The organism is Streptomyces sp. CNP082, assembly GCF_059570535.1.
Map to the genome: position 1 here is coordinate 91657 of NZ_JCANSZ010000017.1, position 13226 is coordinate 104882.

The 13226-nt window shown below is 74.8% G+C and carries 13 protein-coding genes; 6 read left to right on the plus strand and 7 right to left on the minus strand.

All coding sequences use genetic code 11. The features are described 5' to 3' along the window. Window positions 1-120: 120 nt before the first annotated feature. Window positions 121-696, plus strand: coding sequence for a TerD family protein (locus B124_RS16350; RefSeq protein ID WP_496503572.1), 576 nt, complete (start codon window positions 121-123; stop codon window positions 694-696). A gap of 75 nt (window positions 697-771) precedes the next feature. On the opposite strand, the gene B124_RS16355 is transcribed toward B124_RS16350, so the two are convergent. Together B124_RS16355 and B124_RS16360 are read right to left on the minus strand one after the other, a co-directional pair. After that, window positions 772-1350 carry a Uma2 family endonuclease gene (locus B124_RS16355; RefSeq protein WP_496503573.1) on the minus strand — a complete coding sequence of 193 codons (579 nt, stop codon included), beginning with the start codon at window positions 1348-1350 and terminating at the stop codon, window positions 772-774. Window positions 1351-1434: 84 nt separating this feature from the next. Beyond that, window positions 1435-2169 (minus strand): pentapeptide repeat-containing protein, encoded by a 735-nt coding sequence (locus B124_RS16360; RefSeq protein WP_496503574.1) that lies wholly within the window; start codon window positions 2167-2169, stop codon window positions 1435-1437. 68 nt (window positions 2170-2237) lie between these two features. Between B124_RS16360 and B124_RS16365 the strand changes: the two genes are divergently transcribed. Continuing rightward, window positions 2238-3227, plus strand: a complete 990-nt coding sequence (locus tag B124_RS16365; protein ID WP_496503575.1) for a zinc-binding dehydrogenase — start codon at window positions 2238-2240, stop codon at window positions 3225-3227. Between the two features lie 273 nt (window positions 3228-3500). Here the strand turns inward: B124_RS16365 and B124_RS16370 are convergent, their stop codons facing one another. Together B124_RS16370 and B124_RS16375 are read right to left on the minus strand one after the other, a co-directional pair. Further along, complete coding sequence (locus B124_RS16370; RefSeq protein WP_496503576.1) at window positions 3501-4925, minus strand: MFS transporter; 1425 nt, start codon at window positions 4923-4925, stop codon at window positions 3501-3503. Further along, entirely contained in the window at window positions 4922-6349 is a 1428-nt protein-coding gene (locus B124_RS16375; protein WP_496503577.1) for an FAD-binding protein, read from the minus strand. The genes B124_RS16370 and B124_RS16375 overlap by 4 nt, the downstream gene beginning before the upstream one ends. Before the next feature lie 99 nt (window positions 6350-6448). On the opposite strand from B124_RS16375, the gene B124_RS16380 reads away from it, so the two are divergent. The 3 genes from B124_RS16380 to B124_RS16390 are packed head-to-tail and all read left to right on the plus strand — an operon-like array spanning window position 6449 to window position 9919. After that, window positions 6449-7726, plus strand: a complete 1278-nt coding sequence (locus tag B124_RS16380) for a LuxR C-terminal-related transcriptional regulator (RefSeq protein ID WP_496503578.1) — start codon at window positions 6449-6451, stop codon at window positions 7724-7726. 31 nt (window positions 7727-7757) lie between these two features. Beyond that, window positions 7758-8276: a PH domain-containing protein gene (locus B124_RS16385; protein ID WP_496503579.1), complete on the plus strand. Its 519-nt coding sequence runs from the start codon at window positions 7758-7760 to the stop codon at window positions 8274-8276. Then, a complete protein-coding gene (locus B124_RS16390; protein WP_496503580.1) occupies window positions 8273-9919 on the plus strand; it encodes a PH domain-containing protein in 1647 nt (548 codons plus the stop codon). The genes B124_RS16385 and B124_RS16390 overlap by 4 nt, the downstream gene beginning before the upstream one ends. A gap of 92 nt (window positions 9920-10011) precedes the next feature. On the opposite strand, the gene B124_RS16395 is transcribed toward B124_RS16390, so the two are convergent. From B124_RS16395 to B124_RS16405, 3 genes are all read right to left on the minus strand, one after another. After that, window positions 10012-10509 (minus strand): GNAT family N-acetyltransferase, encoded by a 498-nt coding sequence (locus tag B124_RS16395; protein WP_496503581.1) that lies wholly within the window; start codon window positions 10507-10509, stop codon window positions 10012-10014. A 9-nt stretch (window positions 10510-10518) separates the two neighbouring features. After that, on the minus strand, window positions 10519-11280 hold the full coding sequence (locus B124_RS16400; protein WP_496503607.1) for a class I SAM-dependent methyltransferase: 762 nt from the start codon (window positions 11278-11280) through the stop codon (window positions 10519-10521). Between the two features lie 343 nt (window positions 11281-11623). Next, window positions 11624-12064: a hypothetical protein gene (locus B124_RS16405; protein ID WP_496503582.1), complete on the minus strand. Its 441-nt coding sequence runs from the start codon at window positions 12062-12064 to the stop codon at window positions 11624-11626. A 630-nt stretch (window positions 12065-12694) separates the two neighbouring features. On the opposite strand from B124_RS16405, the gene B124_RS16410 reads away from it, so the two are divergent. Continuing rightward, a complete protein-coding gene (locus tag B124_RS16410) occupies window positions 12695-13225 on the plus strand; it encodes a GNAT family N-acetyltransferase (RefSeq protein WP_496503583.1) in 531 nt (176 codons plus the stop codon). Window position 13226: the final 1 nt, after the last annotated feature.

Consider the following 13226-nt stretch of genomic DNA (forward strand, 5'->3'; position numbering starts at 1 on the left):
CTCAGAAGTGGTGGGCATGCGGTGGGCATACGGTGTCTGGAACCGGGTAAGGCACCCCGGCGTTGTGGTCCGTAGACGAGGCTCCGGCACGTGGAGCCAGAACCAGGAGGGGACTCTCCCATGCCCGTAAGCCTGTCCAAGGGCGGCAACGTCTCGCTCACCAAGGAAGCCCCCGGGCTGACCGCCGTCACGGTCGGACTCGGCTGGGACGTCCGCACCACCACCGGGGTGGACTTCGACCTCGACGCGAGCGCCATCGCGGTGAACGCCGAGGGCCGGGTCTTCTCCGACCAGCACTTCATCTTCTTCAACAACCGGCAGTCGCCGGACCAGACGATCGTGCACTCCGGTGACAATGTCACCGGTGAGGGCGGCGGCGACGACGAGCAGATCAACGTCAACCTCGCCGGCCTGCCGGCGGAGATCGACAAGATCGTCTTCCCGGTCTCGATCTACGACGCCGAGACCCGCAGCCAGAACTTCGGCCAGGTGCGGAACGCGTTCATCCGCGTCGTGAACCAGGCCGGGGGCACGGAGATCGCCCGCTACGACCTCACCGAGGACGCGGCGACGGAGACGGCGATGGTCTTCGGCGAGCTGTACCGCAACGGCGCGGAGTGGAAGTTCCGCGCGGTGGGCCAGGGCTACGCCTCGGGCCTGGCGGGCATCGCGCAGGACTTCGGCGTCAGCGTCTGAGGGCGGCTGCTCCCGTAGCACGTACGACGAGGGCCCGGCGGCGCGGCAACGCGCGGCCGGGCCCTCGGGGTGCGGTCAGAACTCGGAGGTGTCCAGCTCGAAGCCGAAGGGCTCGGGCAGCATGATCTTCAAGCCCAGCTTGGCCTCAGCGGCCCGGGTGTAGTGGTCACCCTCCGGTTTGCTGTGAATCGAGACGACGTCCGCTTCGCGATCGATGAGCAGATACAGGGGAATCCCGGCGCGGGCATAACCGCGCAACTTCTTCAAGCGGTCGTTGCGGGCCGTGGACTTCGAGGTGACTTCGACGACGAGCATGACGGGGTCGGGGTCGTGCCACTCATGGTCGTTCTGAAAGCTCCTCTTGGGACCCACGACCACATCGGGAATGACCCTGCCCTTCGGGTCTGTACCCGGGAGCGCCAAGCCGATCCCCGTATACATCCTGAGATCCCTGCGGCGGTCGCGGATCTGTTCGTTCACCTCGGAGACGATCTCTTCGTGCTCACCGTTTGCCGGAGGCGTCACGTAGATTTGCCCTTCGATCAGTTCCACGCGCCGCCCCTGGGGGGCAGCCGCGCTGGCTGCGAAGAAGACTTCCTCGACTGCGTCGTCTGCAGGCACGAGCACCTCGCGCTCGGGAATTGTCAATGCCATATTGACCTCCTTCGTGGGAAGGACACTCTCAGCGTAGGCGAGATTGTGTGACCGCATCGACGACACCTTCACCCGAACGGGTGTTCAGTGACGTTTCTGCAGGTCCCCACCGTCATCCACCGCCCGGACCGTCACCCCCACCTGGGCTGCGAAGACCGGGGCCAGGGCGAGGAGTTGGTCCGGGGTGATGACGGCGCCCGACAGGCGGTCCACGCCGCGTTCGATGGACAGGTCCGTCGCGCCGCGGAGGTCCACGTCCGTCAGGCGCGCGCCGGAGAGGTCCGCGCGCTCGATCGTGCAGCCCTCGAACGCCACCCGTTCCAGGCGGGCGTCGCCGAAGTCCGGGTCCACCAGGACGCAGTCCTCGAAGACGACGTCCGTCAGGCGCGCTCCGCGCAGGTTCAGGAAGTCCGCCTTGCCGCCCCGCACCACCACCCGCTCCAGCGTCGCCCCGTGCAACTGCACGCCGCCCAGGCGGGTGTCCGCCAGCTCCACGTCCCGCAGCGTCGCCCCCGCCAGGTCCGTGCCCGCGCCGCGCACCTCCTCCAGCACCGAGTCGATCAGCCGCGCGCTCGGCAGCCGCGCCTCGTCCAGCACGCAGCGGCGCAGCGCGCAGTCCATGAAGCGCGCGCCCGCGCCGTCTGCCCCGGTCAGGTCGAGGCCGGAGAACTCCAGCGCGTCGTAGTCCCCGTCGGGCTCCAGGGCCGCCGCCCGGTACGCCCCCGCGTCGGCCGCGTCGCCCGCCCCGTACCGCTCCAGGGACTCCGGCAGCCGCACCGCCGGCCGCCGCGGTGCCTTGATCGTCTTCCGCCTCGCCATGCGCCCCATCGTGACGTACGGCACTGACAGCTTGACCTGAAGGTCTGTTCAAGTTGTCTGCTGGGCTCATGTACGCCATTCGACTTCACGCCTTCGGCCCGGCCGAGAACCTCGTCCACGAGAAGACCGACGACCCCGTGCCCGGCCCCGGCCAGGTCCGCATCGCCGTCGCCGCCGCCGGGGTCCACCTTCTCGACACCGCCCTGCGCGCCGGCCGGACCGGCGGCCCCATGCCGCCCCCCGACCTGCCCACCATCCCCGGCCGCGAGGTCGCCGGCACCGTCGAGTCCGTGGGCGACGGCGTCGAGAAGGACTGGCTGGGCCGGCGCGTCGTCGCCCACATCGGGCTCGTTCCCGGCGGCTACGCGGAGTTGACCGTCACCGAGGCCGAGCGGCTGCACGCGCTGCCCGACTCCCTCGACGACGCGGAGGCCGTCGCGATGATCGGCACGGGGCGGACGACGATGGCCTTCCTCCACTTCGCCGCGCTGACGGCGGACGACGTGGTGGTCGTCACGGCGGCGGCGGGCGGCGTCGGCTCGCTGCTGGTCCAGTCCGCCCGCAACCTCGGCGCGTACGTCGTGGGCCTGGCCGGCGGTCCGGAGAAGGTCGCGCGCGTACGGGACCTCGGGGCGGACGCCGCCGCCGACTACACCGCCCCGGCCTGGCCCGACCGCGTACGCACCGCCCTCGGCGACCGCCGGCCCACGGTGCTCCTCGACACCGTCGGCGGCGCCACGGCGCGCGCGGCGGCCGACCTCCTCGCGCCCGGCGGGCGCCACCTGGTGCTGGGCTGGTCGTCGGGGGCGCCCCTGGAGTTCACCGAGGCGGAGCTGGCGGAGCGGTCCATCACGTCGGTCAACGTCCTCGGCCCCGACTGGCTCAGCCGCATCGGCGGCGAGAACCCCCTGCGGCGGATGGAGGAGGCGGCGCTGACGGAGGCGGCGACTGGGCGCTGGACACCGCTGGTGCAGCGCTACCCGCTGGCGCGGGCGGCGGAGGCGCACCGGGCGCTGGAGACGCGGGGGACGGTGGGGAAGGTGGTGCTGGAGCCGTAGGGCGGGGTGTCGGATGGGCGTGAAACCGGCCGCGGAGCAGCCGGGGGGTCTGCGGACGAGCGGAACGGCCCGTGGACGTGGTCCACGGGCCGTTACCGATCCGACTTACCGGGTCAGTAGGGGATGCAGACCGCCGCCGCGTTGGTGACGGTCGCACCGAGGACCAGCACGGTGGCGACAGCGGTGGTGAGGGCGATCCGGGTCTTTCGCATAAGGGTTCCTTTGCCTCGATTGGCTATCAACTCCCGGCCCGCCGACCGGAGTTGCGTGGTTTCACTCTGCCTGAGCACGCCCTCGGGAAGGCCCCCCTGTCGCGGGACCGGGACTGTCTTGAGACGGCCCTGACACGCTGCGCCGCAGGCCAGCCGCCGCCGCCACCGCCGCCAGCGGGAACGCCGCCACCACCGCCAGCGCCACCGCCAGCGACTCCGCGTCCGCCAGCGCCCCCGCGACCGCCGATCCCGCACCGCCGCCCACGAAGAACGCCAGGTTCAGCAGCGACAGCGCACCCCCGCGGCGCTCCGGCGCCAGGTGCCCCGACAGCAGCCCCGTCAGCGCCACCTGCGTCACCGCGAACGCCGCCAGCGCCGCCGACGTACCCACCACCAGCACCGCCGGCTCCTCGGTCACCGCCGCCGCCCCCAGCAGCAGCGCCGCGAGCGCCCCCACCGCCGCGGGCAGCCGCGCGCCGCGCGGCCCGAGGCGGCTCGCCGCCCGCGAGAGACCCGCACCCGCCACCGCGCCCGGCAGCAGCCAGCCGCCGACGGCGAAGACGCTCCAGCCGTGGTCGCGTACGAGCATCTGCGGCACCGCGTACATCGCGCCGAACAGCCCCGCGTACACCCCCGCGCCCGTCGCCGCCGCCCGCCGGAACAGCGGGTCGCGCACCAGGTCGTACGGGACGAAGCCGGCCGGCCGCCGTACGGTACGGACCGCGCAGCCCGTGCCCGCGACGAGCAGCACGGCGGCGGTGCCGGCGACGGCGGCGGGCGGCAGGTCGAGCGTCGTCGACTGGATGAGGATGAGCAGGCCGGAGGCCGTGAGCGTGAGGAGCACGGCGCCGGGCAGGTCGGGCGTCCGGCCCGAGCCGCCGCCCGGGGGCGCCAGGCGCAGGCAGAACGGGAGGGCGAGCAGGGAGAGCGCGGGCAGGACGAGCGTCGGCCGCCAGCCGGCCCACTCCGTGACCACGCCGCCCGCGAGCGTCGCGGCGGCCGAGCAGACGGCCATCACGGCGCCGAACACGGCGAGCACCTGCGCGCGCCGCTCGGGCGCGGTGGCGGCGGTGAGCGCCAGCGCGCCTGACGTCATCGCCCCGGACCCGGCGGCAAGCAGGAACCGCCCGGCTACCAGCACCCCGAGGGACGGCGCGAGCAGGCACACCACGGCACCGGCCGCGAGCACCACGGCGCCGGCGGCCAGGATGCGACGTACGCCGAGGGCGTCGGAGAGCCGCCCGGCGAGGGCGGTGCCGACGCCGAGGGCGAGGGCGTGGGCGGTGAGCACCCAGGTGGCGGCGGCCGGTGAGGCGTCGAGCCCCCGCGCCACGTCGGGCAGGGCGACACCGGCGGCGGTGACGCCGAACACGGCGGGCCCGAAGAGGGCCCCGAGCCGCAGCCCGACGGAACGGACCGCAGGTCCGGAGGAAGCGGAGGAAGCAGCGGGTGAGGGGGAAGCGGCGGAGGCCGCGGGGGCGGTCATGAGGCCCTCCGGGGGCAGCGGGTGCGGATCGCCGCGGCAGCGGTCCCGGCGGGATCGGACGCGGCAGACCCCGCCGACGCGGCACCGGGCACCGCGTGGCCGTGGCGGAAGAGGTTCTGCGGGTCGTACGCCCTCTTCGCCGCCCTCAGGCGCGCGTACGTCTCCGCGTCGTACGCCTCCGCCGCCAGCCGCTCCGTTCCCGGGCCGGCGAGGAAGTTGACGTACCGGCCGCCCGTCGACCAGGCGTCCAGCGCCGTCCGTACGCGGCTGTCCGTGCCCGGTGCCGTCAGCGTCGTCAGCGTGAACGCCGCCGCCCGGCTGCCGACCGCGTTCGGCGGCGCGGCGGGGCGGCCCGCGGCACCGCCGAGGTGGCGCAGCTCCACCGCCCAGTCCGCGCACTGCGCCCCCGGGCCGGCCGCCGCCAGCAGCGCGGCCTCGGTGTCGGCGCCGAACTCCCGCAGCAGGATGCCGCGTTCGTGGTACGGCATCGGCTCCACCGGGTCCTCGTGGATCTCCGCGACCGTGCCGTACGGGCGTATCCGTACCGTGTCCGCGACCACCGGCGCCGCCTCGCGCAGCGGACGTATCAGCCTCTCCCCCAGCGTCTCCAACTCCGCCTCCGATCCCGGCTCCGCTCCCGGCCCCGGCTCAGACCCCGCCCCCGGCCCCGCGACCAGCGCCACCCGCACGTGCACCGTCAGCCCTCGCTCCCCCGGCACCCGCAGCAGCGCCGCCGACGTCGTCAGCTCCTCCGGCGCCGCCGCGGTCACCCGCCGCCACGCGCCCAGCACCGCCGCCGCGTCCGCGCCCGCGAACCGCAGCCCGCCCCCGTACAGCCGCGCCACCGGCAGCAGCCGGAACGTCAGCGCCGTCACCACCCCGAACCCGCTCTTCCCGCCGCCGCGCAGCGCCCAGAACAGCTCCGGCTCCCGCTCCGCGGTGACCTCCCGCAGCCGCCCGTCCGCGGTCACCAGCGACGCCGCCGTGACGTGGTCGGCCGCGTAGCCGTAGCGGCGGGCCAGCGGGCCGAGGCCGCCGCCGAGGGTGTAGCCGACGACGCCGACGAGCGGCGACGAGCCGCACAGCGGGGCGAGGCCGTGCGGGGCGGCGGCGTCGATGACCTCCTGCCAGCGGGTGCCGGCGGCGACCAGCGCGGTACGGGCCGCGGGGTCGACGTGCACGCCCCGCAGCCGCCGTACCGACAGCAGCAGGGTGTCCGCGCCGACCGCCGCCGCCGGCCCGTGGCCGGTCGACTGCACGGCCACCGGCATGCCGCGCTCCGCGGCGTACCACACGGCGTACCGCACCTCCGCCGCCGACCGCACGGCGGCGACCAGCGCGGGCCGGTGGGACACGATCCGGTTGAAGCCGGCCAACTCCGTCTCGTAGCCGGGTTCACCCGGCCTGAACTGCATGAACTCCATGACCGCGACTCTGCGCCCGCCGCCCGTGCCAACCCATCCCCCAATTGAGGGGAATCGCGGACGCGCCCCCGGCCGTTGACCGTGGCGGAGGTGGCCACCGTGCCGGAACCCGCTGTCCTCACCCCGGCCGCGCGCGGCGCCGTGCGCGGCGAGCTGCTCGCGCGCGCCGACCACGCGCCCGACGCGCTCGCGCTCTTCGCCGAGGTGTCGGCGCAGTTGCGCCGGCTGCTGCCGTACGACGCCGCCGTCTGGCGCGCCACCGACCCGGCGACCGGGCTGATGACCGCGCCCGTACGCACCGAGAACACCGACAAGCGCGGCTGCTGGGACTACTGGGAGTGCGAGCTGTTCGACGAGCGCGTCAACCGCTTCGCGGATCTCGCGCGGGCCCCGGTGCCGGTCGCCGCGCTGCGCGCGTCCACCGGCGGGGAGCCGGAACGGGCGGCGATCTACCGGCAGTTCCTCCGGCCGCGGGGGCTGCACGACGAGCTGCGGGCGGTGCTGCGGGTGGGCGGCCGGCCGCAGGGGCACGTCAGCCTGTTCCGGGCGCGCGGGCGGGCGCCGTTCAGCGCCGCGGAGGAGCGGGTGGTGGCGGGGCTGACGACGCCGCTGGCGCGGCGGCTGCGCTCGTACGCGGAGCCGGCGGCGGCGGCAGCGGGTGCGGGTGCGGGTGCGGAAAGGGCTGCGGGCCAGGCAGAGGGCCGGGCGGAGGACCGGGCCGAGGACGGGGAGTCCGTACGGGACGGAGGCTTCCCCGGCAGCGGCGACGAGCCCGGACTGCTGCTCTTCGACGCCGCCGCCCGCCCCGTCTCCGCCAACGCCGCCGCCCGCCGCCACCTCGCCGCGCTCCCGCCCGGGCCCGCGCGGGCCTCGGCGCTGGGTCTCGCGGTGCCGGCGTGGCTGCACGGGGTGGTGCTCCAGGCCCGCGCGGCGACGGCAGCGGCGGCAGCGGCGGCCGGGGAGGCGGGGGAAGGCCCAGCCGGAGCAGCCGGGGCCGCCGCGCCCCGCATCCGGCTGCGTACCGCCGCCGGACGCTGGCTCACCTGCCACGCCACCTGCCTCCACGGCGCCGACGGCGCCCCCCAGTCCACCGCCGTCGTCATCGAATCCGCAGCCGCCGCCGAGATCGCCCCGCTGCTCGCCGACGCGTACGAGCTGACCGCCCGCGAGCAGGAGATCACCCGGCTCCTCGCCCGCGGCCTGGCCACCGAGGGCATCGCCGCCGAGCTGTACCTCTCCCCGCACACCGTGCGCGACCACATCAAGGCCGTCTTCGACAAGACCGGCGTCTCCACCCGCGGCGCGCTGGTCGGCAAGCTCTTCCTGGAGCAGTACGAGCCGGCCGCCGCGGCCGGGACGGTGCGCACCGCGCGGTGACGGCGGCGGGGCAGGACGTACGGTTCGAGGTGTGGGCATAGATCGAGAGGGCCCGGGCCCGGCGGGGCCGCGGCTGCGGCCACCGCGGCACCGGGTGGACCGCCGGGCCGTCGCCTGGTGGCGTACGCGGCTGCTGCTGGCGGCGGCCGTGCCGGTCGCGGCGCTGGGGGTGCTGGGCGCGCTGGTCGGGCCGGCCCGGTTCTGGCTGCTGGCGGCGGGCGCGGGGGTGGCCGCGGCGGGTCTGGGGGCGGGGCTCTGGCTGCCGGCGTGGTACTACCGCGTGCACCGGTGGGAGGTCACGGACGACGCGGTGTACGTGCGTACCGGCTACTTCTGGGTCGACTCCCGGATCGCGCCGATGTCGCGGATCCAGACGGTGGACACCGAACGGGGGCCGCTCCAGCGGGCGTTCGGGCTGGCGGCGGTGACGGTGACGACCGCGTCGGCGAAGGGTGCGCTGCGGATCGAGGCGCTGGACCACGAGGAGGCGGCGGAGCTGGCGGAGCAGTTGGCGCTGGCGACGCAGCAGACCCCGGGGGACGCGACGTGACGGACGCGGGAGCGGGCACGGGCGCTGCCGCCGGGCGTCCCGCGGCACCCGCCACCGCCCCGGCTCCGCCGGGCCCCGGCGCCTCCTGGCGGCGGCTCGACCGCCGGTCCCTCCTCGTCACCGCCGCACTCCTCCTCGGCGCCGCCTTCGGCGCCGGCGTCCCCGTCGGCGCCGGGCTCGCCGCCCGCATCGACGTCCGCGCCGCCGTGGCCTGGGTGCTGGCCGGATCCGTGCTGTTCGTCGGCGGCGGGGTCGCCGTGGACGCGCTGCGGCTGCGCCACACCCGCTACCGCGTCGGCGCCGAGCGCGTCGAGCTGCGTACCGGCGTGCTGTTCACCACCCGCCGCTCCCTCCCCCGCGACCGGATCCGCACCGTCGACCTCACCGCCCACCCCCTCCTGCGCCTCCTCGGGCTGGTCAAGGTCCGTATCGGCACCGGCGACCAGGGGGCCGCCGGCGAGTCCGCGCTGCAACTGACGCCGGTGCGGCGCGCGGAGGGCGAGTCGCTGCGCCGCGCACTCCTGCACCGGGCCACGACCGCAGGACCCGCCGCCGACGACGACCCGCGGCTCGCCGTCCTCTCCCCCGGCTGGATCCGCTACGCACCCCTGTCCTTCCTCACCCCCCTCCTCGCGCTGACGGGCTGGGGTGCGGTGATGCAGGTCAGCCAGTGGTTCGGCGCGGAGGAGACGGTCGTCGACTGGGTACGGGACACCTTCAGCCCGCTGCCGGCGCTGTGGACGGTGCTGGTCCTGGGGTCGATCGCGCTGGTGTCGGGGTTCGTGGGCGCGCTCGGGCTGTGGACCGAGATGTGGTGGAGCTACCGGCTGGAGCGCGAGCCCGACGGCACGCTGCGCGTGCGCCGCGGGCTGCTGACGACCCGGTCGATATCGCTGGAGGAGGCGCGGCTGCGCGGCGTGGACGTCGTCGAGCCGCTGGGCGTACGGCTGTCGGGCGCGGCCCGGGTGGAGGCGATCGCGACCGGCCTGTCCCGCAAGGACAGCGAGGACGAGCTCAACACGCTGCTGCCCGCCGCCCCGCGCGCCGTCGCCGACGAGGTGACGGCCCGGGTGCTGCGCACCCCCGTCGCCCTGACCCGGCCGGAGCTGACCGCGCACCCGCGGGCCGCGCTGGCGCGCCGGCTGCGGTGGTCGCTGGGCGCGGCGCTGGTGCCGGTGGCGGTGCTGGTTTCGCTGGGGGCGGCGCTGTCGGTACGGGCGCTGGGGTACGCGGGGGCGGCGCTTGCGGCGGTGCTGCTGCCGGCGGCGGCGCTGCTGGCGCGGGACGCGTACCGGAGCCTGGGGCACGGGCTCGCGGGGCCGTATCTGGTCGTACGCAGCGGCACCCTGCGGCGCTCCACGGTGGCGCTGCGGCGGGACGGGGTGGTGGGCTGGACGGTGCGGCAGTCACTGTTCCAGCGGCGGGCGGGGCTGGTGACGCTGCGGGCGACGACGGCGGCGGGGGCGCAGGCGTACGCGGCGTACGACGTGGGGGAGGCGCAGGGGCTGCGGTTCGCCGAGGAGGCGGTGCCGGACCTGCTGACGCCGTTCCTGGCCCCGGCGGACGCGCCCGTACACCCCGCGCGTCCCGTACGCCCCGCGCGCCCCGCGCGTCCCGAGCGCGACGGGGAAGACGTGCGGTGAGCGGTCTTGTCCAGACCAGTGGAGTCGCGTGCGGACTTGGTGGGCCACGGCCCCCCCGGTGGCGGGACGCACCACCGCGCCGGCCGGCGCGGTCAGGCCCGGGGCGGGGCGTCCACGACGTGGACCGTCACCCTGTTGCCCATGAACATCTCCTCTCGCCGCGGCGCGAACCCCAGGCGCTCCGCCACCCGGGCCGACGCCGTGTTCGCCGGGTGGATCAGCGCGATGAAGTACTCGTCGTCCAGCGTCGCGAAGCCCCAGTCCAGGCAGGCGCGGGCCGCCTCCGTCGCGTAGCCGTGGCCCCAGGACTCCGCCGCGAGGGTCCAGCCGAGTTCGACCTCGTCCAGCTCCGCCCAGTAGTTCAGCCCCACCCGGCCGATGAACCGGCCGTCGGCCTTCAACTCGACGGCACACAGCCCATGGCCCCGCTCCGCCCACTGCCGCTCGATCTCGGCCAGCCGCACCCGCGCCTGCTCGGGCGTGTACGCGCCGACGAACCTGTTCACCCGCTCATCGGCGTGGAGCGCCACGAACGCGTCGACGTCGTCGGTCGCCAGCGGTCGCAGCAGGAGCCGTTCGGTCTCGATCACCCCGCCAGGCTAACTCCGCCGCCGCCCCGCCACGGCGGTCACCGCCAGCGCCTCGTACCCCATCGTGAGCCTCCCGCCCAGGCCGTCGACCGCCGCCGCCGTGGCGTCGAGCAGGGCGGTCCGCTGGGCGGGGCTGAGGACCGCCATGCCGCCGCCGGTGGGGAGTTGGTCCAGCCACTCGTCGCGCGTGTACGTGCACTCCCACCCGTACCGCCACTCCCCCGGCTCGCCGAAGGCGCCCGCGGCCCGGATGCCGTCCACCGTCCGGTCGACGATCGCCGAATAGCCGTCCAGGGCCGTGCGGCTCCACGGGTTGAGGGGCGCGCCGGGCAGGGCGTCGCGGAAGGCGGCGGCGAGGGCTTCGGCCACGTCGGGGGCGGGCTGGGAGACGTTCCAGAACACGGCGAGCCGGCCCCCGGGGCGCAGCACCCCGGCCGCCTTGGCGGCGCCCGCGACCGGGTCGATCCAGTGCCAGGTCTGGCCCGCGACGACGGTGTCGAAGCGGCGGCCCGCCGCGTCCCACTCCTCGAACGGGGCGACCTCGACGTCCAGTCCGCCCTCGCGCGCGTACGCGGCCATCCGGGCGTCCACGTCCAGGCCGAGCACCCGGCAGCCGGCCGCCCGGAGTTGGCGGGCGACGATGCCGGTGCCCGTGCCCACGTCGAGGACGGCACCGCCGCCGCCCCCCGCGATCCGGGCGATCAGCGCGGCCGGGTAGCGCGGGCGCGTGCGGTCGTAGCGGGCCGGGTCGGCGCCGAACGACTCCGCCATGGCGCGGGCCCGGTGCGGCTCCGCCGCCGGGGAGCCGCGGTCCTCGCCTTCCGATACTGTAGTGGGCATGCGCCCACCTTAGTGGGCGTCCGCCCACTGCCGCCAGCCGCAGCCGCCTCGCCGCCCGTTGCGCGGCGATGGGCAAAGTTCGAGTCGCGTGGGCGATATGCCCCGGTTCGCTGGGGGTGTTACCGCGAGTTTCCACCGACTTTCTCCGCCTGCCCGCTGCGGCAGTTCACCCCGGCCAACGCCCACCACCGCAGCCGCAGTAGTGACCAACCCGGCGAACTACCAGCCACAGCGCGAGTAGGCAACCGTCAGGGATTGCCGCGTTCGAAGACACTCACTCGGCTTCGAAGAGCTCCGGGTCAGCATCTCTGACCAGGTCGCCCAGGCGTTCGGGGGTGCGGTACAGGTCGGCCAGCAGCATTCCGAGCCTGCGCAGCGCGCCCACATCTGCCTCGTCCGCCATCACAGCGAACCAGTTGTCCCACGTCCCGTCCCACTGGTTGAAGCCGCCCAGCTCGAACGTGAGGTGGTTCGCCTCCATCAAGGCTGCGATGTCGGGTGCTTCTGCCTCGGCCACGAGGGTAGCGATCACTGTCCAGTCATGAGCTCTTCCTGACTGCCCCTGCGTGGCAAACACCCCTTCCACGGCCTCCACCGCATCCTCTGCGAGCTCCAGGATGTACTGGGGCGGATCGGGATGACCCAGAAAGAGCGAGAACGGGTCGATCCGGCACTCAGGAACTCGACCTTCAGGGACTCGACGCTGCTCCGACATGATCTGCACGTTAAAGGTACGTGAGTCTCCTCGGTGAACGTTCCCGGTCAGAGCACTAGACGGGCTCGCCGCCTCGGCGGACCAGCTTCACCACCGTGGTTCTCGCTGATCGGGTGGCGCTGCTCGGGGGCTGCTCGGTTCGCAGGAGTGCGGCACTCCTGGGGAACCGAGCAGAGCGGCCCAGGGCAGCCAATGCTCAGAACCCCCGTCGCAGCAGCCCCACACGCACGCCGCCCACCCGACACCGCACCCGTCCACCGCGCAGGGTCACCCGGCGACCGGGGCAACTCCCGTGGTACAGGCCCCCGTTGGGCCGCACCGCCCCCAGCTCGGCCCACCCCGGCACTGCTCCACCGAGCTCGACGCCGCCCTCCCACCAACCACCTGGGCGCATGCCCGCTCCATCACCCTGTAAAGTGGGTTCCCGTGTTCGTACGGGAGGGATCCCGGCGGAAGAGGAAAGAAAAGGTGAGATTGATGATCGCGCTCAAGGCCACCGCGCCCGGCGTCCGGATCTCTCTCACGTTCCGGGCCGTGGCCTGACCTCTCCCGCATCTCCGCCCGCGCCGGGAGCGTGACCCCGCGGGGCGTCCACACGAACACGACCATCGAAACGGATCCCTATCCATCATGGGCAACACCTGGATCACGCGTGCCGAAACGCACGCCGACATCCCCGTCATCCGCGAGATCACCCGCGCCGCCTTCGGCCGGGAAGAGGAAGCCGGCATCGTCGACAAGCTGCGCGCCGACGAGTCCGCGTGGATCGAGGGCCTGTCCCTCGTCGTCGCGGACCCCGACGCCGACGGCGCCGGCGGTGAGGCGGTCCTCGGGCACGTCCTGCTCACCCGCGGCCACATCGGCGACACCCCCGCGCTCTGCCTCGGCCCCGTCTCCGTACGGCCGGAGCGGCAGCGCGACGGGCTGGGCTCCGTGGTCATACGGGCCGCGCTCGACATCGCCGCGGCGCGGGGCGAGCGGTACGTCGTCCTGGTCGGACACCCGGAGTACTACCCGAGGTTCGGCTTCACGAAGGCGTCCGCGTACGGCATCACGCTCAGCGTCGAGGCCCCGGACGAGGCGGTGATGGCCCTCGCGCTCGACGAGGCCCACCCGCTGCCCAGCGGCCGGATCCACTGGCCGGCGGCGTTCGGTATCTGAT

What these genes read in the sequence shown, in the direction of transcription:
- B124_RS16370 (WP_496503576.1), bottom strand. Translation starts at nt 4,925, where the DNA reads ATGACCGCCCCCGCGGCCTCCGCCGCTTCCCCCTCACCCGCTGCTTCC.
- B124_RS16400 (WP_496503607.1), bottom strand. Translation starts at nt 11,280, where the DNA reads ATGGCGGAGTCGTTCGGCGCCGACCCGGCCCGCTACGACCGCACGCGC.
- B124_RS16405 (WP_496503582.1), bottom strand. Translation starts at nt 12,064, where the DNA reads ATGTCGGAGCAGCGTCGAGTCCCTGAAGGTCGAGTTCCTGAGTGCCGG.
- B124_RS16355 (WP_496503573.1), bottom strand. Translation starts at nt 1,350, where the DNA reads ATGGCATTGACAATTCCCGAGCGCGAGGTGCTCGTGCCTGCAGACGAC.
- B124_RS16375 (WP_496503577.1), bottom strand. Translation starts at nt 6,349, where the DNA reads ATGGAGTTCATGCAGTTCAGGCCGGGTGAACCCGGCTACGAGACGGAG.
- B124_RS16350 (WP_496503572.1), top strand. Translation starts at nt 121, where the DNA reads ATGCCCGTAAGCCTGTCCAAGGGCGGCAACGTCTCGCTCACCAAGGAA.
- B124_RS16360 (WP_496503574.1), bottom strand. Translation starts at nt 2,169, where the DNA reads ATGGCGAGGCGGAAGACGATCAAGGCACCGCGGCGGCCGGCGGTGCGG.
- B124_RS16410 (WP_496503583.1), top strand. Translation starts at nt 12,695, where the DNA reads ATGGGCAACACCTGGATCACGCGTGCCGAAACGCACGCCGACATCCCC.
- B124_RS16365 (WP_496503575.1), top strand. Translation starts at nt 2,238, where the DNA reads ATGTACGCCATTCGACTTCACGCCTTCGGCCCGGCCGAGAACCTCGTC.